Source organism: Cyclonatronum proteinivorum (assembly GCF_003353065.1).
Classification (GTDB): domain Bacteria; phylum Bacteroidota; class Rhodothermia; order Balneolales; family Cyclonatronaceae; genus Cyclonatronum; species Cyclonatronum proteinivorum.
This window is the reverse complement of sequence record NZ_CP027806.1, coordinates 2,467,074-2,489,957: the sequence shown is the minus strand read 5'-3', so window position 1 is coordinate 2,489,957 and position 22,884 is coordinate 2,467,074. Positions and strand designations below refer to the sequence as shown.

Sequence of the window (22,884 nt, the reverse complement as noted above, 5' to 3'; positions counted from 1 at the left end):
TTGGGTGAGCGGATTGAGGTTGACCGCAGATAATACAACAAAATTTGCGCTTAATCACACCCCCAATGCTGTCGGTATAGTGGGAGTGTGTTACTCGATATCACCTTCAAAATAATTGACGGCGCGGTTGGGTCCGGTTTGTCCGGTGCGCTGTTTTTGGGCGATGCGGGTTTTGATACGCTCCTGAAATGCGCGTGCGGCGTCGTAGCCGTAGTTGTTGAGCAGGTAGTTCATGGCAATGACTTCCGCGATTACTGTGATGTTCTTGCCGGGCGTGATGGGTAGCTGAATGACGGGCACTTCCACATCGAGTATGGCTTCCCGCTTGCGCTCGAGTCCGGTGCGGTCCACTTCGGTGAGCTCATCCCACAGGTAGAGCTCGAGCAGTACTTCGAGGCGCTTCTGATAGCGCACGGCGCGTATGCCGAACATGCTCATGATATCGATGATGCCAAGGCCGCGGACTTCCATAAAGTGCTTGTTGATGTCGGTCGCCGCCGACATGAGGACGTTGTTTTTTTTGGTGAGGGTGACCACATCGTCGGCTACGAGCCGGTGACCACGCTCTACAAGGTCGAGCGCGACTTCGCTTTTTCCGATGCCCGCTTTGCCGGTAATCAGGATGCCAATGCCGTACACATCAACCATGGCGCCGTGCACGATGGTTTGCAGGGCGAACTGATCTTCGAGAAAATCCCGCAGCAGGTACATGAATTTGACGGTTTCCGTGTGCGTCGTAAACACGGGGATGCCGGCGTCTTCTGCCATTTGGAGGAGCTCGGGCGGGAGTTCGTTGCCGTGCGTAACAAACATCACCGGAATTTCAAACTGTGTGAGGTTGCCGAAAGCGGTAAGCCGTGCTGATGCGTCGAGGTTTTCGAGATACTCACATTCGGTATTACCCAGAATCTGAACCCGTTTCCAGGCAAACAGGTGTGTGTAGCCGGTAAGGGCGAGTCCGGGGCGGTGCAGGTCGGCTTCCGTGAGGTAGCGCTGCATACAGGCCGCTGCCGAGGCGCAGGCCTGAACCTGCAGCCGGATTTTTTCGCGAAGCTGCGAGACCAGATATTCGACGGAAATACGCCGTGTTTTGGGGACGATGGGATTGCTGCCAAAGGGCATAGAGCGGGAAGGTCAAAAGTAAGGGGGAGGGAGAATCAGAAGGCGGGGTTGCAGGAAAAAAAATGCGAACGTTAGCCTGAAACAAAGCGGGCAGATGAAGCTATTGCCACATCTGCCCGCAGTTCTGTCCCGCATTATTCACAATTAAACAAAAATTATTAGCTAAATGGCAGTTTAAATTTGTCTTAGCGAATAAACACCGTTAGCCTTAATCTGTGTGTGGTGTTAAGACTGCGAAATTTCCCCGCTGGCGGCGTTGAAGCTAAAAACTCATGCTCAGGGTACTTAGGTACCCTTCCGCTGAGTTTTTAGCTTCGCCTTGCCAGCGAGAAAATTTCTTGGTGAATAATGCGGGATTTGTTTGCATTGATTTGCCGGCTGCCGGAATTTCAGGAGGGCTTCGGCTATTGGATAAGCTTCAGCACCGGAAACAAGCGGGCGGCCGAACAATAGGTGATGTTACTTCGACCGCTTGTCCTTGTATTTGCGGAGCTGACGCGTCATGTTGTCGATGGCTTTACCCAAAGCCTGCTCGTAGGTAGCGGCCTTTTCGCTGGCCTGAAGTAAATCCCCTTTAACTTTAACCGTAAGTTCAGCTGATTGGGGTTCGTCGTGATCCTGTGTGGGTTGCACGATGATGTCACAGTCGAGTATTCCGTCATAAAATTTGGTCAGTTTCTGAACCGCTTCTACCGAATAATTGTGCAGCCTTTTGCTTGCTTCGAAATGTCGTGCGGTGAATGAAGTATTCATTGTAATCCTTCTGAATTGGGTTACGGTTGTATGTGAAAATCAGACTTCCGGGCCGGCATTTTACCGGTGAATCCGGTCAGTCCTGAGTTGAACAATGGTTAGTTTTGAATAGTAATATAACATTTTAATTGCCTCTTGGGTGCGCTTTTTCATGCACTTTTTTGAGGTGATCAATGCTCGTTTGCGTGTAGATTTGGGTGGAGGTGAGCGCTGCATGACCCAAAAGTTCTTTGATCACCCGGATGTCGGCGCCCTGACCCAGCAAATGGGTAGCGAAACTGTGGCGCAGCACGTGCGGTGATTTTTTGCTGATTTCGCTAACGCGTGCGATGTGTTTTTTCACCATCCGCTGCACGGCAACGGGGTAGATGCGGCGGCCTGACTTGCTGAGAAAAAGTGCGCGTCGGTCTTCTTCCGGTGCTTCCGGATCAGCACAGCGGCTGCGGCGGCTGAGCCAGTCGTCGAGGGCCGCTTTCGCGTGTTCGCCGTACGGCACAATGCGTTCACGCGCCCCTTTGCCCATCAGCCGCAGCAAATGCGATCCGGTCTGCACATCCCGAACATCTATAGAAATCAGCTCTGCCAGCCGGATGCCGGTGGCATACAACAGTTCCAATATGGCCTTATCCTGTGCGTCCCAGTCGGTTTCGACGGGGAAGTCGGTCAGCATTTCAAGCGCTTCATCCTGTTGCAGGTTTACCGGTAGTTTTTTTTCTGTCCTTGGGATGGATACGAGCTCAGCCGGATTTTGGGTGGTATAGCCGCGCGCAAGCGTGTATTTGAAAAAGGATTTGAGGCAGGAAACCTTCCGGGCAATGGAGGAGCGGCTGAGGCCGTCGTCGCTTAGCTTGCCCATCCATGCGCGAATGTGAAAGCGGGTAATGGCGTCGGGATTCTCGCGACCCTGCGCGTCATACGCGGCTAAGAAAAGGGCGAAGCTGTCGAGATCTTTTTTGTAGGAAGTAATCGTATGCGGCGAAGCATTGCGCTCAACCTTTAAATAGCTGACGAATCGCGAAATGACAGAATCGAGCATGGCAGGGCTGGGAATTGGGTTGGCTTTTGGAATAATATACAGCAAAGGGAGGAGTATCGCAGGTAATGGACTGCGGACCGCGGACCGCGGATGGGCTTTGCCCGCCTGACTGTGGTTTGGACAGGATTTTATGGATTATGGGATTGACAGGATTTATGGGAATCAGCCTACCAGTCCTGAATGCCAGATCTTTCGACTCCGCCTTCGCTGCGCTCCGGCTCCGCTCAGAATGACAGGGGCATTTTCCCGAACCCCCGGCGCGGCTTGCCGCGCCGTTTGATGGGAGGCGGCGCTGTCATCCTGAGCGGAGCGCAGCGGAGTCGAAGGATCCCGTGGTGCAGGGCTCCGCAGCGTTTATTCCTGTCGGGGCAGAACAACCGCAGGGGATCTCTCACATGAGGCTTCGATGTGCTGTCGATACAGGTTGGGTTGCCGTGGCTTTGGTTTCGGTGTTGTCATGCCCCGGCGTTCGAGATCACGCGGTTTTTTTTTGATTTCGAACTAGCTCCGGCAGGAGCGACACCTTTGTAGCCCGAAAGCACCGCTCCACAACAACCCCCAGCGCGGCTTGCCGCGCCGCTTGATGGGAGGCGTCGCTGTCATCCTGAGCGGAACGCAGCGGAGTCGAAGGATCTGGTGGTGGTGGGGCTCCGCAGCGTTGATCCCTATCGGGGCCGAACAGCCGCAGGGGATCTCTCACATGAGGCTTCGATGTGCTGCCGGGGCAAGTCGGGTTGCCGTGGCTTTGGTTTCGCTGTCGTCATGCCCCGGCGTTCGAGATCACGCGGTTTTTGGTTTTGGTTTCGAAACATCGTAGAGACGCAGGATTTTGCGTCTTTACCGAAATGACACTTTTTAGAACGGAAGCACCTCCTACCAACCTCCGAGGCTGTCATCCCGGAAATGCTGCCATTCGGCGTTTTTTTACCATCTCGAAGAGATGTGCAGCATTATCCGGGATCTACCAAGCGGGCGCCGGCGCGTTGTTATAGCGGGTTTTGTAGGCTCGTCCTGAAATGTGTGCATTCGATTTTGAAGGCCTGCAATCGGCATGGTCGCAGGCCGAAGCTGGTAGATCCCGGATAACGCCGTTGAGCTATAGCGTTTATAATCATGCACCTAAGTGTGCGTTTCCGGGATGACGCCGTGGGGGTTTTGGTTTCCGGATTGAACATAGTACAGTACATTTTAATTGAGCGTCCGAACCAACCTCCCAAACCCCATCACCAGATCTTTCGACTCCGCCTCCAAAGCGCTCCGCCTCGGTTTGCGCAGGTTTTGGGTCCGGCCTTACAGGTACTCAGGTCCGGCACCATTTTTATCCCCGCACTTATTTGGGATGCCGGATGTCATCTCCTTTCCAGCTGATGCTTCGGCCCATCAGATAGTCAGTGAGGGTTATCAGGCCCAACCGCTGGAACCAGCCGACTCCAAACACGTGCAAAAAGGCGTATGAACTCTCCCAGCGCATCCATGAGGCAAGCATAATTCGGTGCAGGGTAAAAAGCAGCACCATGACTGCGGAAATACCGACCGCTGTGCCTGAGACAGGTAGAAAAATCGCCGCGGCCAGCACCAGCAGCGGCAACAGGAAGCTCACGAAATGCATCACGGCCATGACCACAAAAAGGGGAATATTGTAATCGAAACCCGCCAGAAAATTTTTCCGGAATCCTTCGAACATGCCGCGCTCGGAGGTGTACATCCTGCAAAAAAAAGCGTCGCGGCCGTGTAACATGCGCATGCGAAAACCATGATCGATTACTTCGCGGGCCAGCATCACATCTTCAACAATATGGTTCTTTACAGCTTCATGACCATCAATCTGACGGTACGTTTCTGCCCGGAATGCCATGAACTGCCCGCAGGCAGCAGCGAAAAGGCTTCGGTATTTTTCATGAAAGTAGGCGGGCATCCAGCGGGGCTTTCTTTCGGTGTAGGCAACCGGCAGCAGGCCAAGCAGGGCATAATACACGAGCGGCACTACAACCTTTTCCCAAAACGTGTACAGTCGCTGTTCCGGCCAAATAGTGATGAAATCGATGTTGTTCCGGTTGAATGCGCCTACAACCCGACTTACAACCTCGGGCTGCATCCAGGTGTCTGCATCCACAAAAATCAAAATGTCTTCGCGGGCAACTTCACTCAGCTGATGGCAGGCGTAAGGCTTGCCAAGCCATCCTTCGGGCCGCTGTTTCCCGCGCACGATGGTCAGGGTATCAGGGTAACGTGCCTGGAATTCTTCTAAAATTTGTGGCGTGCGGTCGGTTGAGCGGTCATCTAACACATACACCTGTGTATTGCGGTAATTCTGACTAAGTGCCAGATCAAGACAGGCGCGTATAACCTTTTCTTCGTTACGCGCCGGGATGCAAATAGCAACGCTAAGTTCGGAATCTTCGGAGCGATCCGAATCAGCAATGCCTTTGAACTGGAAGCGGTTTCGGACTAAAACAAAAGTGATGAACAGCAGGAAAAAGAGTCCGGTCAGGAGTGCTCCTTCGAGGAAAATCATGCAGGAAATATGAATGAATAAGGATGATGCATATCAGCTTAATACCGCATAAACAGCGCTTTAAAGAAGTATTTGGGCGCCATTATCTGTTTTGCATCGGAGCCTAAGGCAGTGCTAAATTAAGGCCTATGAAAATAACATCCGATTTTAAATTTGATTTGCCGGCCGATAAAACCGAGCCGGGAAGCTATGAGTGGTGGTACTTCGATGCCGCTGATGCTTCAGATGAGTGGCATTTTGTTGGGATTTTTTATGACGGCTGCCCGTTCTCACCCCGCTATAATAAAGCCTGGGAGGCCGGTGATCCCGAAGCCCTTCCATGGAAACATCCGGCCATCACCCTTTCGCTCTATCATAAAGGAAAGCTCGTTTTTTACAGCATGAGTGAATATCAGCCGGATGAGGTTGTGATTTCAGATGATGAAAATATTGGAACATTTCTCCGAATATCCATCGGGAAAAATGAGCTGTTTCTTACCAAAAGGGGACATGAGCTGCACCATGAACTCCGACTGAATGAAGCCCTTCCCTCGGGAGATACACTGCAGGGTACGCTTTTTTTTGTTGCCGATGTGCCGCCACGGGATTTGTTCGGAAGCCTTCCGAGAACCGATGATTTCAACAGTGAAGCAGGGCATGGCTGGAATCTGACGCAGCCTCGGGCACGCGTAGAATGTGACCTGCGGCTGACCGATGCGCTGCAGGGAGAACGCCTGATACAATGGAAGGGAACCGGCTATCACGACCACAACCTGGGTCGCGAACCCATGAAGCAGGAGTTTGAAGACTGGTACTGGGGGAGGCTGCATTTCCCAAAACATACCCTTGTCTATTATCTCATGAACGCCGGGGGCGAGCTTTCTTACAAAGGATGGCTGCTCGATACCGACAATCAACTTGTAACAGCTTTTGATGGCGGGAGCCTGTCAAACTTTGCGGGCAATGCCTTTCTGCTGCGATCCGCCCGAACCATCGAACTCACCGCAGCCGACGGTACTAAAGTGATGCTTCAGCATTCCCGCACCATTGACTCCGGCCCGTTTTACTACCGGTTCCTCACTGACGGCCTGCTCAATTTAGAGACCGAAAATTCGGCTGAAAAAGCAACAGGCATTAGCGAGTACATTCGCCCGGCACGCATCCACAACAGCCTGTACTGGCCTCTGGTAAATATGCGCTACCGCTATTCCCAAAAACCGCACTGGGTACAGCGCTCTCCTACATTTTACCGCTGGACCTGGAAAACGCTTTAAGTGGTAATGAGCTCAGTCACGATTGGTTAGTTCGAAAAAAATGAACCCATAAAGTTTACGAAGACAAGACAGAAAAAGGCTTACGCTACACAAGGCGCCTAAAATCGGGTTCCTTGGGTGCAGCTTTTTCAGCAAGGGTAAGTTTCATGCTTGTGATGTGACGCTGAAGACTCGCTGTGATTTCTTTTTTATTTGAACCCAGCGTGTCCGGCTTTAAGGGAGTACCGAGCCAGAGAAATAAGTCAGGTTTCGGGTGATGCATCATGTGATGATGCTGAATGATGGGTACAAGGTCGACATGCGAATCCAGCTGAGGCAGCATCCATCCTACACCTGACTCGAACGGGGAGTCGGGCAGTACCGGATTCGTGATTTTGCCCTCAGGATAGAGCCACAGATTTCGGGCTGTGCCGTTGTTGAGCCAGTCGATGCCGTAGCGCAGCGAACCAAGCGCTGAGCGCGGATCCTTCCGGTCAATCGAGTAGCAGCCAATGCGCCGGAAAAAAGGGTAGCGGTCCACCTGTTCCCACTCCATTACCGCTCGCGGCGTCTGCCGCAGCAGCTTCTGATTCAGCAGCAGCGGCGTAAGGGCATCCCACCAGGCATTGTGATTGCCAATGAAAAGGGTGCTGCGGTTCTGAAGCGCTTTACCGGAACCGTAGTCGTTCTGCAGCCAGACCCGTCTGAAAGTCCGCCGCGCAAGGAAGCGGGTCACATAATAAAAGAATTCCGGTACAATACGGCTGTCGATGGCATCAATGAAGGGACGTGCTGCAGCTGCAGCAGCTTTATCCGCAGGGGTGGGAGGCATGGATAGTGATAAACAAAGATTTGGTGAAGATTCCTGAGGGATATATCTAAAGATTCAAGATAAGCTCTTATGAGCTTAGTCGGTTAAAAGATCAGACAGCAGAAGCGGTAATTTTAGGAATGAGTTCCTGAAGCCGGTCCATGATTCTTGTTACTTCGGCACGCGGTAAGGCGCGTATGTGGAGTTTGCTTTTCGCAAGAAACAGGCCCGCTTCGTGTGGCGTGCGTTTAAGCTCACCGCTTAGTATGCGTTCAAACATATTCACAACGCCGCCCAGGTGATAGGCAAGGGCAAGTTCACGGTCTAGGCCCTCAAAAAAATCACTGATTTCATTGTATCGCTCGCGCACTTTGCTTTCCAGAAAGCGCAGAATGTGTTCCCGGAACAGTGCATGCCGTGCAATACGGTGCAGACTTCGGGCGAAAGATACTTTCGAAAAAAAAGCGTGAACCCGAAGATAATCATCCAGCGCCTCGATAGTGCTGCGATCTTCTTCAGGAAGCAGATCAAAACTGCTGTAATCGGGGGTAAGTTGCCAGATTTCATCACAAAGTTCGTCAATCATGCTTTTCATCAGCTCCTCTTTGTTGGAAAAGTAGAAGTACATATTGCCGATTGAAGTCCCGGCCTTTTTGGCTACATGTTGCATGGTTGTGGCTTCATAGCCCTTTTCGGCGAACAGCTGTTCAGCCGCACCAATAATGGCACGTCGCCTGTCCTTTACGCGCTGTTCCATTTTTTTTGTTCGTCGGTAGGTCATTTCAGCTTAATTAAAGAATAGAATATTATTCTAAATATACCGCTCATTCGGAGAAATCCAAAGCAAAGAATTATAAAGGGTAGCGATTTAAATCAATCTTAAACAACTGATTTAATATCAGATATGAGTATTTGAAGAAACTTTTGGCAGCTCTTGACCAAGCATAGAATATTGTTCTACCTTTAAGTAGAACATCATTCTATTTTTGGGTGCGCACCAATGCAGTCCAAAAATATCATCCCAAAACACTCAAAATACTGATTCAATGAAATCAGACTTATTTCACAAAACCCTCAAAGTGAGCGGTGTGCTCTTAAGGGTGCTGTGTTTCGCTGTGATATCAACTGAAGCTTCAGGCCAGACCGGAACCGGAGCGGGGTATAGCCCTGACTCAGGAGCAGCAGTCACAGAAGCATCAGCTGTTAACCTGCAGGAAGCCCTTGCGGCTGCTTTGGCCAATTATCCGGAGCTTGCCATGTACAGGCATAAAACAGAAATAGCGGAGCTCAGGCGCAAAAAGGCGTATCAGACGTATCTGCCAAAAGCAAGTCTTGAAGCCCGTTACACCTTTTTGAATGAAACGATTGGCATTACGCTGCCGGATATCCAATTTGAACCGGTTCCGGGATTAATCATTGCCCCGGACCTGCCTGATGTTCAGCTGCAGTCAGACCGTTACTTTCGGGCAAGTCTGCAGGTGGAGCAGGTGTTGCTTACCGGCGGAGAAGTGCTTTATGCCGCGCGCGCAGCAGAGCAGGGGCGAATAGCGACCGTGCATCAGGCGGAAGCTGCCAAAACAGCTCTGATTGTGGAAGTGACCGAAGCCTGGGATCGCGTTGCGCTCATTCAGCAGTCGGTACAGGTTGTTAGTGACGGGCTTGCCCGGATGGATTTTGAGCAGGAGCGTGCTCTGAAAGCCTGGGAGGAAGGCCTGATTCCCTACTATGACCTCACGCAGCTCCGCCTTTTTCGGCAACAACTTACGGATCAGCTGACTGAACTCGAAGGTGCACTTCAGCTTACACATGAACAGCTAAGTCTACTGACAGGACTGCCGGTATCCCGTTTTGCTGCAGTCAGCCCCTCATCTGATGCGGCAGCGCTGCTGTTCGGTGAAGACGAAGAACTTTTTGACAGCAATGCGGAGGTTTGGCAGCTTCGTCCTGAATGGCAGGCCCTGAATGCTTCGGTGCAGGCCGGAGAAGAGCTCGTAAAAGCACGGCGTGGCGCGTATCTGCCAACGGCTTATGCTTTCTTTCACCGGGAGCTTTACGAAAACGATCTCAGTCTGCTTGATCCGGTCTGGGCCGCAGGAGCGGGGCTGCGTTGGAATATTTTCAACCGTGGCCATACCACCCGTGAGCTTCAAATGGCCCAACAGCAGCTCAGCATCAGCAGAGAACAGCGGAATCTTGCGGCTGACGGCCTGCAGCTGCAGCTTCAGCAAGCGATGATTGAGCGAAATGTTGCACAGCGCCGCTATGAAACTGCTCATGAAATGGTCGCCGAAGCGGAAGTCATGCTGGGTCTGGCTGTTCGGCGCTACGAGCTCGGTCTTGGGGACGCCGGCGAGCGGTTGCAGGCCGAAACCGATTATCAGCAGGCACAGCTCCGGCGTGAACAGGCAGCCTATGCCCTCAGCCGTGCCCGCATGAAGGTTCAAAAAGCAAGCGGTCAGCTTCATGCAGCGCCTTTTTTGAGCTCCTCCGCATCATCCAATTTTAACTGACAATTTTTTCACCCATCAAATCAATGAAAGACCTTAAACTCTTAGCCCTGATCGGCGCTGTTTCCCTTCTTCTTATGGCTGTCATCGCATGGTTTGCCATTCAGCAGCGTGCACAACCGCTTCAGCCCGGCTATCCCGCGCGTGTGGTTGCCGAAACCCTCCATTTTACAACCAAAGTGCCGGGCCGCGTACTTGAAGTGCATGCACATGAAGGTCAGCTGATGCCTGCCGGAAGTTTGCTGATGACGCTTGACTTCCCTGAACTCGAAGCAAAAATAAGTCAGGCAGAAGGCGCTGTTGGAGCTGCACAGGCCCAATATGAACTGGCGCTGAATGGTCCCTCAGCCTTTGACACCGGCCGGGCACGGGCCTCACTGGAAGCTGCCGAAGCACAGTATCAGCTGGCCAAACGCAGCCTGGACAGGATCTCAGCCCTGTATTCTGATTCGCTCATTGCCGCACAGGATTTCGACGAGATGCAGGCCCGGTATCAGGCCGCAGCAGCACAGAAGCAGGCGGCAGCCCTACTGTTTGAAGACCTCATGGCCGGTACGCGGCAGGAGAAAATCAGCATGGCACAGGGCGATCTGCAGCGGACTGAGGCTACGCTGCATGAATTGCGCGGACTTTATGAAGAACGCTTCATCCGAACAGCTGATGCGGTACATATTGAATCGGTTAACCTGCGCAGGGGGGAGCTCGCCCCACAGGGATATACGCTCATCAGCGGCTACCTGCCGGATCAGGTATATATCCGCTTATCTGTACCGGAATCTGAACTTTCACATTTTCAGGAAGGCGTGAGCATACACGGAAAAATTTCGGCCAATGGTGCGGAAGGTCAGTTCCGGGTACTGAGCCGCAGGGTATTGCCCGGCTATGCGGTACGTTCGGCCGCTTTTCCCAACAGTAGTTTCGAGGAGCAATGGTTTGAAATCCGAATGCGCCCGGATACTGCACTTCTGGAGCAGCTGCCCGGTAACGGCGCGCAGGTCATCCTGTATCCGGAAGGGGAAGACGCATGAAACGTTTTGCAGCACTCATCGCGCGGGAATTCCGCCTCTTTTTTTCAAATAACGTAGCGGTGCTGATCCTCTTTGGCGCACCGCTGGCTTACGGCCTCTTTTTCGGGTTTGTGTATTATAAAGGCGTAGCCACTGACCTTCCGGTTGCCGTTGTGGATATGAATAGCACCACAACCAGCCGCATGCTTATTGATGCCATTGACGACAATCAGCATGTAGCGGTGCAGCGGGTTGTGCCTGATATCAGCATGCTTGCACACGAAATGCTAAGCGGTGAAATTGTGGCCGTTGTGAGCATTCCCGAACGCTTTGAGCAGGATGTGCTAATGCAGCGAAGTCCCGCACTGATCCTTGATGTGAGTGCAACCAATATCGTTAATGCCAATTTCGCCATTAAGGGCATCCGGACATCCCTGGAAACCATTAATGCCGGTATGCAGATCGAAGGCTTGCGCAAACAGGGGGTTCCGGCGGAACTGGCTTCGCAGCAGTTTCAGGCGTTCAGCATTCAGACCATGAACCGCTTCAATCCCTCGCTGAACTATCTCATTTTCCTGTACCCGGGATTGCTGGCTACTATTCTGCAGCAGGTAATGCTCCTTGGGCTTGCGCTCAGCTTCAGCAAAGAGTATGAAGAAGACACCTTTCGGGAGCTCACCAGGCAAACACGCTCGCCCTTACTGATTCTCCTGGTGAAATCGCTGCCCTATCTGTTTATGGGCTGGATGATCTGGATGTTTTGCCTGCATGTGATGCTTTACGGTTTTGGCGTACCCATGGCGGGCAGCTGGTCCGTGCTCTATGGCATTTCCGCCCTGTTCATCTTGGCCGTAACCGCACTGGGCATTCTGGTAAGCGCAGTCATCCCCAATCAGCTTAAAGCCACGGAAGTACTCATGGTGATTGCAACCCCGGCCTTTATCATCAGCGGATTCACCTGGCCGCTGAGTCAAATGCCGGACTGGGTCGGCTGGGCCGCCTCTGTAATTCCGCTCACGCACTTTCTTGAAGCCCTGCGCAACATCATGCTGGCAGGAGCCGGATGGGAGCACATCCTGCCGGAAGCGCGGGTCCTCTTCATCCTGACCGTCATACCGGTAGCTGCCGCATGGATAGTAGTGCGCTTGAAAGTAAAACAAGCCCTAAATTCGGAATCAGATTCAAATTGACGCAGTGGAAATCACTCACGTAAGGCTCCGAAAAATTTCCGCGCTGAGCTGTTTTTGAGGCGATAAAAAGCGCCACGCTGTTACCCGCATTTCGGAGTGACGTGCTGGGAAGATGGTTACGCAAACAGGATTCATATTCCGGCTTGCATAAACTTCCCGCATGTCGTCCCGATCTTTTCTGATTTGGTGGGGCGTATCAAAACGCTGATAGCTGAAAAATCGCGGGGCACGCAAAAGCGGCTTGTGGGTGATTTTTGGTTACATCCGAAAATGAAATATAGGCTGCCGGTTTGTCTACAACACGACCAATCTTGAAAGGGTGAAATGATTGTAGCCCAAAACGGACGATCAACCTCCAAGAACCCCAAACGGGGTGGCATCATGGCCATCGTGAATAATTTCAACCCTTCGGGGTTTATTGAGGATCGGGTACGTAATATCTACAAAAATTACATCCCTTCGGGATTAAAGGTGTGCCGTTTATGGAGGCTTCTTTGGGCTCTCGCCATTTACCACTGTTCAGATTGTCCTGTATATTTTCGAAGGAACTTCAGGCAATTCCGATGATCCAAAACTTTCCACCTTTTGAATAGCAAATTGCTAAATATCTTGTACTAAAATCGCAATAAACAGCACTCCGTAAGGCAGTTATTCCCAATATCAGAGTTGGATAATTTGTATTTTATCGAATATCCCGCAACTTTTACAAGTCTATCAGCCTCCCGCCTCAATAATTTTCATTCTGATGAAGTCAACGCCTTCCGCTGTCTCCTGCACCGTAGCCCTACTTTTATTTTTCAGCCTTCTCATAGCCGAGTCTATCACGCCTCAGCTCTCCCACGCCCAAGACCTCCGCCGCCTCGATGTTGAGCGCATCGCTTCGAACCGCGTTGCGGTGTTTCAGGATTACACGCGGTATGCCGCGGTGATTGTGGAGAGCAGCGTGCCGAACCTGCGCATCAACTCAACACTCGGGATTGTCGCCGACCTGTCAGAGCCGGCCATCGGGGTGTACCGGGTGATTATCGAGCCGAGGCCGCAAATTCTGACCTTTGAGGCGCCCGGCTTCATGCAAACGCGTATTGGCACGGGACCGCTTCAGGCCCGGCAGGTCGTCGAATTCACCGCCAAGCCGCAAAGCCGGAGTGAAAACCTGATTTCGGTCATCTTCAACGTAACCCCCGCCGATGCGCGAATCGCCGTTGACGGCGAACTCATCCGCTCCGGCGAGACCGTCGCCCTGCCCGCCGGTACCCGCGAAGTCCAAATCGAGCGCGAAGGCTACCGCGCCATCTCCGACTTCGTGGAGGTAAGCGAGCGCAACATTCAGTTCAATTACCGCCTCGATGAAATCGACATCGTACCCGTGCGCATCCGTTCGAATGTGGAAGGCGCCCGGGTCGTGATTGACGGCACGGAAAGGGGGGAGATTGACCGCTCCGGCACGCGCGGCTTGTTTCTGTATCCCGGCAGCTATGCACTGCAACTCACGCAGACCGGTTTTGTGAGTCAGAGCAGAACCATTGTCGTGTCGGAGGAGGGCGACAACGAATTTACCGTCAACCTCACCCGCAATATCGGGGAGCTTGCCCTGACCGTAACCCCCGCCGACGCAACCGTTTTAATCAACCGGGAGGAAGTCGCAGGCCAACGCCTGCTCGAACTTGCGCCCGGTCGGTACCGCCTCGAAATCGAAAAAGAGCATTATGAGCCGCTTTCCGAAACCATTGATATAGCCCTGAATGAACGCCTCAGCCGGGACATCACCCTGCAGGCGCATACCGGAAGCCTTCAGTTTAATGTTACCCCGGGCGATGCCCGTGTGGAGCTGATTGATGCTACAGGTCGCACGGTAAATGAATGGAACGGGCTAAGCCTTCTCCGCAATGTGAAAGCTGGACCCTACACCCTCCGCGCCACGGCGGAAGGCCATTTGCCGGAAGAGCAGCAGATAGTGATTGTGTTGGATGAAACCCTGCGGGTTAGCATACTGATGGAAGAGGGCTTTATTGGCGCTTGCAGATCGACAACCATTACCGACATAGACGGGAACACCTACAGAACGGTTAGTATTGGGGATCAGTGCTGGATGGCCGAAAACCTGAACACAAGCCGGTATCGGGATGGCAGCGCGATCCCGAACGTGAGAGGCAATACAGATTGGACACGCCTGAACAGCGGTGCGTGGGCGTATTACAGGAATAGAAGATCAAATGGCCGTACCTACGGCAAGCTGTACAACTGGCATGCTGTGAATGACCGCAGGGGGTTGTGCCCTGAAGGCTGGCGGGTACCGAGCGACCGGGACTGGACGATTCTTGAGGATAATTTGGGAGGCCGTAATATAGCCGGCGGCAAGCTGAAATCCACCGGTACCCAACATTGGCGCAGCCCGAATACGGGTGCCACAAACGAAAGCGCCTTTTCAGCTCTCCCGGGCGGTTGGCGTAGCGACAACATTAGGTCCTTCTCCAACCTGGGTTCTAACGGCCTCTGGTGGAGTTCTTCCGAGGACAGTACAGATTATGCCTGGTTACGCGTTCTTGACCATGGTGATGCTTCGGTGAGCCGTGGCAATGGCAACAAGGGGTATGGCTTCTCTGTCCGTTGTGTCGGGGATTAGACCCTTTGACCCTTTGACCCTTTACACCAAACCGCGCGAAGCGCGGTCGCGATTTTTTTTCGGGCCAACTTGTAAAAAGTAACTGTAGGGCAGTCCAATTGCGAACTTGTAACAGCCTCCCAAGCCGGAATACGAGATCCTTCGACTCCGCCTGCGCTGCGCCCTGCCAATCATCCCTCCCCGCGCGTCATCCCGAACGCTTCTCATTTGGCAGCAGCGGAATCAGCGCCCGGTAAGCAGGCCAAGCAAGGAATTGTTTACGGCCTCATGTGAGGGATCTCCCAAGCCGGAATACGCTTGGAAGGTTGGTTCCCGAACACTGCCTTAATCCCGAGCGCCTGTGCAGATCGAAGGTAGGAGATCTCTCACATGATGCTTCGAATAGTATCCGGGTTAATCTGCCAATTGAGGCTTCGGCAGGCTCCGTGCTCTTTCCGGCTGTTCGAGATGACGGGGTGGGTTGGATGGTGGTGGAATCAAGATTCTAATTCCTGCATCGTCCCAATAACCCAATCCCTCCCCGCGCGTCATCCCGAACGCTTCTCATTTGGCAGCAGCGGAATCAGCGCCCGGCAAACAGGTCAAGCAAGGAATTGCTAACGGCCTCATGTGAGGGATCTCCCAAGCGGGAATACGAGATCCTTCGACTCCGCCTGCGCTGCGCTCCGGCTCCGCTCAGGATGACAGGGGCATGGTCCACAAACCCCGGCGCGGCGAGCCGCGCCGTTTCACGCGATGCGATCCTGTCCTCCTGAGCGAAGCGCAGCGGAGCCCTGCCAATCATCTCTCCCCGCGCGTCATCCCGAACGCTTCTCATTTGGCAGCAGCGGAATCAGCGCCCGGCAAACAGGCCAAGCAAGGAATTGTTTACGGCCTCATGTGAGGGATCTCCCAAGCCGGAGTACGCCTGGAAAGTTGGTTCCCGAACACTGCCTTAATCCCGAGCGCCTGTGCAGATCGAAGGTAGGAGATCTCTCACATGATGCTTCGAATAGCTTCCGGGTTGATCTGCTTTTTGAGGCTTCGGCAGGCTCGGTGCTATTTCCCGCGGTTCGAGATGACGCACTTGGTTATCATAAAAAGCTAAAGCTGCAAGTCATCTCAAACCACCTCATTCCCCAACGCAACGTTTTCCAAACTTCCGTAGTTTTAGCCCCCGTAGCCGGCTTCCGATTTTTCGGAGGTCCGGCTTTTGGCATTTTGCGTGATCTGAAAAATTGCGTCACCTTCACCAACCCTAATAAACTTTCCTTTCGCCCATGGCCATCAGCCATATTCGCAGACAGCTCCGGCAGCTGTTGCCGGTCAATGACATTCTGAAAGCTTACGCCCAAAAACAGGCGGTTCATCTTGAGGGGTATGCCGGCTCGCTGTCCTCGTTTTTGGGGGCGGAGCTTGCCGAGAGCGTAAAGCACGCGGTTTTCATCTTCCCGGATGAGGAGCGTGCGCAGTACTTCGCCGGCGATCTTGCCGTGCTCGGGGTGCGCAACCTGCACTTTTTCCCCGATTCGCACAACAAGCCCTATCAGGATGTCAGCATTCAGGATTCGGCTACGCTCGTGCAGCGGGCGGAGGTGCTCGATGCCGTCATCCAAAACGACGAGAACATCCTTGTCGCTTCGGCGGCGGCGCTGTGTGAGAAGGTTATTTCGCCCCAGGCCTTTTCCGGGGCGGCCATATCCCTGAGCAAGGGTACTGAAATCGACATGGAAAGCCTGCGCGAACAGCTCATTGACAGCGGGTTTACCGAGGTCAATTTCGTGGAGAAACCCGGCGAGATGGCGGTGCGCGGCGGCATTTTCGACATCTTCCCCTACACCGGCGATTACCCCGTTCGCCTCGAGTTTTTCGGGGATGAAATCGATTCCATCCGGCAATTCGACGCGGATTCGCAGCGCTCGGTCGGCTTCCTCAACAGTTCGCGCATTGTGCCGAACACCTCGGCTTTCCGCAGCACGCAGCGGGAAACGCTGCTGAACTATTTCCCCGAGGACACCCTCTACGTACTCTTCAATGCCCCGCTCTGCGAAGCCGGTGCCGGGGATCAGCTTCAGAAAGCGACCGAAATTTATGAAGCCGTCCTCACACAGCTTGATAAACAGCGCAAAAAAGGCGAAGAAGATCTCACAGCCCCGCCTGCGCCCGGCGAGCTGTTCCTGAGCGCGGAAGAACTGCTCAAGCGGCTCAGCGGCTACGGTCGGGTGTTTTTTGGGGATGTATTTCCGGATGAAAAAAACATCAAAGCCGGATTTCGTCACGCGCTCGGCGGCAAAATGCAGCCGGTGTTTAACGGCTCGGTGAAGCTGCTCGAACAAAGCCTGCGGGAGCTGAGCGCGGCGGGCACGCGGACCTTCATCCTGTGCGGGAACAAAGGTCAGCAGGAGCGACTTGCGGAGCTGCTGGGCGAGCCGGACGAAAGCCTGAACTACGAACTCAGCCTCGAAACCCTGCATGAAGGCTTCATCCTGCAGGATCACGGCCTTGCGCTCTACACCGATCATCAGATCTTCAACCGCTATCACCGGCCTGCGACCAAGCGGCGTCAGCCGGGCGGGGGGATTTCCTTCAAGGAACTGAAGGACCTCAACATCGGCGATTATGTCGTGCATGTGGATTACGGCATCGGGCGCTTTGCGGGCTTTCAGAAAATCAAGGTGAAGGACACCGTGCAGGAAGTCGTCGTCCTGAAGTATCAGGAAGACAGCGTGCTGTACGTCAATGTTTCGAGCCTGTACAAAATCCAGAAATATTCGGGCAAGGACGGGCATCAGCCGCGAATTACCAAGCTCGGCAGCGGCGAATGGGCGCGCAAAAAGGCGAGTGCAAAGCGCAAAGTCAAGGACATCGCCCGTGAGCTCATTCAGCTTTACGCCAAGCGAAAGGCGCAGAAAGCGCATGCCTTCCCGCCGGACAGCTACATGCAGACCGAGATGGAAGCCGCCTTCATTTTTGAGGAAACCCCCGATCAGCTCAAGGCCATCGAGGATGTGAAAGCCGACATGCAGCGCGAAATGCCCATGGACCGCCTTATATGCGGGGATGTGGGATTCGGCAAAACCGAGGTCGCTGTGCGTGCCGCGTTCAAAGCCGCGCTGGACGGCAAACAAGTCGCCCTGCTTGTGCCGACGACCATCCTCGCCGATCAGCACTTCAAAACATTCAAAAGCCGGCTTGAACCCTTCCCGGTAAATGTCGGCCTGCTTTCCCGCTTTCGCACCAAAGCCGAGCAAAAAGATACCATCGAAAAACTGAAAACCGGCGAGATAGACATCCTCATCGGCACACACCGCATCACTTCGAAGGATGTGGAATTCAAAAATCTCGGCCTGCTCATTATTGATGAAGAACAGCGGTTCGGGGTTGCGACCAAGGAGAAAATCAAGCGGTTCCGCGCTTCGGTCGATACCCTCACGCTTACCGCAACGCCCATCCCGCGCACCCTGCAGTACTCGCTCATGGGCGCGCGCGACCTCAGCGTGATCACAACGCCCCCACCGAACCGTCAGCCGGTACAGACCGAGCTCATCGGCTTTGAAGGCGAACGGCTGCGGGACGCCATCGTGCAGGAAGTCAGCCGGGGCGGACAGGTGTTCTTCATCCACAACCGCGTGCACAACATCGAAGAAATGACCGGCCTGGTGAAAGACCTCGTGCCTAATGTAAAGGTACGGTTTGCGCACGGGCAGATGAAGGGCAGCGAGCTTGAGCGCATCATCCTCGATTTTTATGCGCACAAATTCGACGTGCTCGTTTCGACCAACATCGTGGAGAGCGGCATCGACATCGCGAACGCCAACACCATCATCATCAATCATGCCGATAAATTTGGCCTCAGCGAGCTGCATCAGCTTCGGGGGCGCGTCGGGCGCTCCAACCGGAAAGCCTTCTGCTATCTCATTTCGCCCCCGTTTCAGGCGCTGCCCGAAGACAGCCGGAAGCGGCTTTTGGCGCTGGTCGAATACTCCGATCTCGGGTCCGGCTTCAACATCGCCATGCGCGACCTCGATATCCGCGGGGCAGGCGATATTCTCGGGGGCGAACAAAGCGGCTTCATCTCGGATGTCGGCTTCGACCTCTACACCAAAATCCTGAACGAGGCCGTGCGCGAGCTCAAAGAAAGCGAGTTTTCCGAACTCTTTGGCGAAACCGATCCGGATATTGAGTATCCCGAAACGACGGTCGAATTCGATGAAGCCGCGCTGCTGCCGCAGTGGTACGTGCGCGACAACGTGGAGCGCCTCAACCTGTACCGCAGGCTTGCAAGCGTCAATCAGCCGGAAGAAATCGACAGCTGGTCCGATGAGGTGCAGGACCGCTTCGGGAAGATCCCCGAAGAAACAAGCTGCCTGATTCAGGCTGCGCGCATCAAACTGCTGGCCGCGCAACTGCTGTTTATCAAGGTCACCGTCCGGGCGGGCCGCGTTTGGCTGCTGTGCCCCTCCGCCGAAAGCCGTGCGGGACAGCACTTCTACGCCGGTGGCCGCCTGCAAAACATGATCGGCTGGCTGCAGGAAAACGACCGGAAGGTCAGTCTCGCCCAAAAAGATCAGGCCATCCGCATCGTAGTGCAGGAAGTGCCCGATATGGCCGCCTGCATCAGCCTCCTGAAGGCGCTCAACACCGAATTCGCTGCGGGTCAGCGAACCGCGGAAACCGTACCCGGCATGTAGCCGCTGCGCGGAATGAAGCGGAAATAATAGCCGTTCGTTGCGGTAAATCTTATCTTCCTGAACAAAACAGCACCCACTTTAAAATAGCACACCCAACCCGATCCGATAGCTATGCCAACCCTTACGCGCATCACCATACCGCAAGTTGATCTCAATATCTGCAACAAAAACAACGCGGTAGAAGTCCCCATTCTGGCGTCGCGTATTGCGACAAGCGGCGCGAGTCCGAACATCATCCGGCACATAACCTTCGATCTTACCGGCACGCCCCTCGAAGGCAGATTCCGCGCGGGTCAGAGCATCGGCGTGCTGCCGCCGGGCACGGACGAAAAAGGCAAGCCCAACGCCATGCGGCTGTACTCCATCAGCTCGCCAAGCACAGGGGAAGACGGCGCGGGCCGGCACCATTCCACGACTGTAAAGCGCGTCATCGCCGAGCACTGGAACACGCAACAGCTTTTCACAGGTCTGTGCTCGAACTACCTCAGTAGCCTGCGTCCGGGCGACACCGTCAAAGTCGCAGGCCCCAGCGGCAAACGCTTCCTCCTGCCCGAAAACCTGCACGACTTCAACTACGTCTTCTTCGCCACCGGAACCGGCATCGCGCCCTTCCGCGGCATGATCATGGACCTCATGCAGGCGGGCTTCAAAGGCAACATCGCTCTCATCTTCGGAAGCCCCTACCGCACCGATTTGCTCTACGAGCGCTACTTCCTCGAACTCGCCGCCGAAAACGCCGGCTTCCACTACCTCCCGACCATCTCCCGCGAAGACCCGCGCCCCGACGGCTCGCGCCCCTACGTACAGTGCCAGCTCATCGACCGGGCCGACCTCCTCGACCCCATGCTCCGTCAGGACAACACCCTGATCTACATCTGCGGCCTCAAAGGCATGGAAACCGGCATCATCAAAGGCCTCATCCACCAAAACCACACCGACTACCTCCGCATCAAAAACCCCGCCGCCCTCACCCAACTCCCCGACGAAGACCTCAAAAAATCCGTCAAACCCGGTGACCGCATGTTCCTCGAAGTCTACTGACCCCCGCATCCTCAACCAACAACAAACATACAGCCGCAGACAGCTTTTTTTATTTTTTGGGGAAAACTCAGAGAGCATCAGGGGCACTGTGATAGATTGGCAAACCCCAAATCGAAGATGAAGGCGTTGCTTTTTTTTCAGGGGACGGCGGACTGTAGACCGCGGACCGCAGACCACAACTCTCGAACTTGCGTCCGGCATCTCATAAAAACAAAAAACAAGTCATCTCGAACAGCGGGATATGGCAGCGCTGCAACCAAAGCTCCGGCAATCCAACCTGACCCGGCTGCCCATCGAACCCCCATGTGAGAGATCTCCTGCGGTTGTCGCACCCCGATACAAATCAACGCTACGCAGCCCTTCACCACGAGATCCTTCGACTCCGCTGCGCTCCGCTCAGGATGACAGCTTCGCGGCGCGTCAAACGGCGCGGCAAGCCGCGCCGGGAGGTTTGAGAAATGCCCCTGTCATCCTGAGCGGAGCCGGAACGCAGCGGAGGCGGAGTCGAAGGATCTGGTGATGGGGTTTGGGAGGCTGGTTCGGACGCTCTGTTAATCCGTGCAGTGTATATGTCCCGGAGCCCCCCTCACGGCGTCATCCTGGAAACGCCCGCTTAGGTGTATTATTAACAAAGCTATAGCTCAACGGCGTTATCCGGGATCTACCAGCTTCGGTCTGCGACCATGCCCGTTGCAGGCCTGCACAACCGAATGCACACATGTAATAGCGGGCTTCCCAAACCCGCTATTACATCGCGGCGGGTCCCGCTTGGTAGATCCCTGATAATGCTGCGTGAAGTTTCGTGCAGATTATGTAGCCCCGTACCGCAGCATTTCAGGGATGACGGCCTCGTGGGTTTGGCGTGCGATATTTTCGTGCTACAAAGGTGCCGCTCCGGTAGAGACGCAAGATCTTGCGTCTCTACTATGTTTCGAAATCAAAAACGAAAAACGTGCACTCTCGAACAGCGGGACATGCCAAAGCCGGCATTAAAACCCCAACAAACCGACCTGCCCTGGCAGGCCATCGATGATTCATGTGAGAGATCTCCTTCATTCATATACGCCCGGCAAGCTGTCCCGGTCACAGGTCCAAGTCGCACGGACTGCTCCGCCGCTGGTGAGCTACCGGGAAAATCAGCCAACGGAGACCTTAAAGTTGACGCTATTGGAGTAAATCTGATATAGGGTCCAGCAAAGGTAGTGATAGTGCCCAGCAAAATGCCATCAACCCTGAAAGGTGAAATGATTATAGCAAATACCACCCATCGGGGTCGTTTTATCAGTTGTGGCTGTTACCGGTCTTTTGCCGATGATCAGGTTTTTCCAGGGGGCACCCCTCTCACAGAGGGGAGTTTGGCTTCGTGGCTTTTCAGGATTTAAAAGCCGAAATAACAATGCAGATATGAGCACGATGTTATTATTAAATCGGCACTTATCAATTCCCCTCTTGAGAGGGGTGGCCCCAATGAGATGTTGGTGGGGTAACTGCGGTTTGAACAACATCGCATGCATTCCAATGTCCCGATGGTTGCGGGCCGGGGTGTGGAGATGTGGTCGAAGGCTATGAATTTCAGTGCAAGCTGTTTGCTGTGAAAGGAAGAAATGAGATAGGTGCGACTCCGGAGATTAACTTTTGGCTGTATCCGCAATGCTTGTGCTGGGTTCGAATATGGTGGGCGATATTTACTTTCGATGATATGCTGCCCCTTCAGAGCTCTTATCTTGGTGGGCCCTGTTCCCGAAGTTGGCACCCCGGGCTTTGGTATATCGCCCTTTCAGGGCTGCGCTCAGGGTATAGATAGTATTATTTGCTAAGATCCGCGCGTTCGTTTTTATTCCGTGGCGTAAGGAGGCCAGCTCCGATATCCGGGCTGTCACACCCCGCCCCGACACCATCGGGGTTGTTTTATAATTTGTGGCTGTTTCTGGTCTCTTGCCGCTGATCACGTCTTTCCAGGGGGCACCCCTCTCGCAGAGGGGAGTTTGGCTTCGTGGCTTTTCAGGATTTCCAAGTCAAAAAACTGTGTAAATAGAGCCACGATGTCATTATTAAATCGGTGCTTATCAATTCCCCTCTCAAGAGGGGTGGCCCCAATGAGATGTTGGTAGGGTAATTGCGGTTTGAACAACATCGCATGCATGCCAATGTCCCGATGGTTGCGGGCCGGGGTGTGGAAATGTATTCGAAGGCTATGAATTTCAGTGAAAGCTGTTTGCTGTGAAAGGAAGGAGCGAGGCGGGTACGATTTCAGGGGCATATTACCGGCTGTATCCGCAGTGGACCTGCGGGGTTCGAACATGTCGGTCGAAATTTACTCCCGATGTTATGCCGCCCTTTCAGGGCTTGGTTGGCTTTTGAAGCCGGTTCTATCCCA

14 protein-coding genes are annotated in these 22,884 nt (G+C 53.9%); 8 read left to right on the top strand and 6 right to left on the bottom strand.

The annotated features are described in order from the left end of the window. Positions 1-90: 90 nt before the first annotated feature. From hprK to CYPRO_RS09635, 4 genes are all read right to left on the bottom strand, one after another. The gene (gene hprK, locus CYPRO_RS09650; protein WP_114984420.1) at positions 91-1,122 is read right to left on the bottom strand and encodes an HPr(Ser) kinase/phosphatase; all 1,032 of its coding nucleotides are present in this window, start codon (positions 1,120-1,122) and stop codon (positions 91-93) included. A gap of 459 nt (positions 1,123-1,581) precedes the next feature. Beyond that, a complete protein-coding gene (gene hpf, locus CYPRO_RS09645; protein WP_114984419.1) occupies positions 1,582-1,875 on the bottom strand; it encodes a ribosome hibernation-promoting factor, HPF/YfiA family in 294 nt (97 codons plus the stop codon). Between the two features lie 124 nt (positions 1,876-1,999). After that, on the bottom strand, positions 2,000-2,911 hold the full coding sequence (locus tag CYPRO_RS09640; RefSeq protein WP_114984418.1) for a tyrosine recombinase: 912 nt from the start codon (positions 2,909-2,911) through the stop codon (positions 2,000-2,002). Between the two features lie 1,330 nt (positions 2,912-4,241). Continuing rightward, positions 4,242-5,426, bottom strand: coding sequence for a glycosyltransferase (locus tag CYPRO_RS09635; RefSeq protein ID WP_114984417.1), 1,185 nt, complete (start codon positions 5,424-5,426; stop codon positions 4,242-4,244). A 128-nt stretch (positions 5,427-5,554) separates the two neighbouring features. On the opposite strand from CYPRO_RS09635, the gene CYPRO_RS09630 reads away from it, so the two are divergent. After that, on the top strand, positions 5,555-6,679 hold the full coding sequence (locus CYPRO_RS09630) for a hypothetical protein (protein ID WP_114984416.1): 1,125 nt from the start codon (positions 5,555-5,557) through the stop codon (positions 6,677-6,679). 85 nt (positions 6,680-6,764) lie between these two features. On the opposite strand, the gene CYPRO_RS09625 is transcribed toward CYPRO_RS09630, so the two are convergent. Next, a complete protein-coding gene (locus CYPRO_RS09625) occupies positions 6,765-7,490 on the bottom strand; it encodes a lysophospholipid acyltransferase family protein (protein WP_114984415.1) in 726 nt (241 codons plus the stop codon). A 91-nt stretch (positions 7,491-7,581) separates the two neighbouring features. Further along, positions 7,582-8,250: a TetR/AcrR family transcriptional regulator gene (locus CYPRO_RS09620; RefSeq protein ID WP_114984414.1), complete on the bottom strand. Its 669-nt coding sequence runs from the start codon at positions 8,248-8,250 to the stop codon at positions 7,582-7,584. A 265-nt stretch (positions 8,251-8,515) separates the two neighbouring features. On the opposite strand from CYPRO_RS09620, the gene CYPRO_RS09615 reads away from it, so the two are divergent. From CYPRO_RS09615 to CYPRO_RS09580, 7 genes are all read left to right on the top strand, one after another. Then, positions 8,516-9,979: a TolC family protein gene (locus CYPRO_RS09615; RefSeq protein ID WP_114984413.1), complete on the top strand. Its 1,464-nt coding sequence runs from the start codon at positions 8,516-8,518 to the stop codon at positions 9,977-9,979. A gap of 23 nt (positions 9,980-10,002) precedes the next feature. Next, positions 10,003-11,004, top strand: a complete 1,002-nt coding sequence (locus CYPRO_RS09610) for an HlyD family secretion protein (protein ID WP_114984412.1) — start codon at positions 10,003-10,005, stop codon at positions 11,002-11,004. Continuing rightward, positions 11,001-12,173 (top strand): ABC transporter permease, encoded by a 1,173-nt coding sequence (locus CYPRO_RS09605; RefSeq protein ID WP_114984411.1) that lies wholly within the window; start codon positions 11,001-11,003, stop codon positions 12,171-12,173. Before CYPRO_RS09610 ends, CYPRO_RS09605 begins: the two co-directional genes overlap by 4 nt. A gap of 745 nt (positions 12,174-12,918) precedes the next feature. Beyond that, complete coding sequence (locus CYPRO_RS09595; RefSeq protein WP_114984409.1) at positions 12,919-14,796, top strand: FISUMP domain-containing protein; 1,878 nt, start codon at positions 12,919-12,921, stop codon at positions 14,794-14,796. A 691-nt stretch (positions 14,797-15,487) separates the two neighbouring features. Further along, on the top strand, positions 15,488-15,679 hold the full coding sequence (locus CYPRO_RS09590) for a hypothetical protein (RefSeq protein ID WP_114984408.1): 192 nt from the start codon (positions 15,488-15,490) through the stop codon (positions 15,677-15,679). Positions 15,680-16,055: 376 nt separating this feature from the next. After that, positions 16,056-19,466: a transcription-repair coupling factor gene (mfd, locus tag CYPRO_RS09585; RefSeq protein WP_114984407.1), complete on the top strand. Its 3,411-nt coding sequence runs from the start codon at positions 16,056-16,058 to the stop codon at positions 19,464-19,466. 111 nt (positions 19,467-19,577) lie between these two features. After that, positions 19,578-20,507: a ferredoxin reductase domain-containing protein gene (locus CYPRO_RS09580; protein ID WP_114984406.1), complete on the top strand. Its 930-nt coding sequence runs from the start codon at positions 19,578-19,580 to the stop codon at positions 20,505-20,507. The last annotated feature ends 2,377 nt before the right edge of the window (positions 20,508-22,884 follow it).